We start from the raw sequence: 221 nt of genomic DNA, 5'->3' as shown, positions 1-221 counted from the left end.
AGTTCCTACGAAATAACTATTAGTCCACATACTAGGCATACTAGACTTTAAATGTTGGAAATTTTCTCTTAATACTCTTGAACTAAAACCTTTTAAACCTTTTACTACTTTATGGATTCCAAATTGTGGGTCACATGATATTAATAAATGCACATGGTCTTTGTTTATTTCCATTTCTATTATTTCTGCTCCAAGTTCATCTGCTTTATATGGTATTATCT

Annotated in this window: 1 protein-coding gene; it reads right to left on the bottom strand. The window is 29.9% G+C overall.

Translation table 11 applies throughout. The features are described 5' to 3' along the window. A partial coding sequence (tnpA, locus tag KGF48_RS20175) for an IS200/IS605 family transposase (protein WP_227868517.1) occupies positions 1-221 on the bottom strand: 221 nt, incomplete at both ends.

Source organism: Clostridioides sp. ZZV15-6388 (assembly GCF_020657755.1).
Taxonomy (GTDB): domain Bacteria; phylum Bacillota; class Clostridia; order Peptostreptococcales; family Peptostreptococcaceae; genus Clostridioides.
Note: the sequence above shows the minus strand (reverse complement) of the source record. Positions and strands in the feature narration are given on the sequence as shown.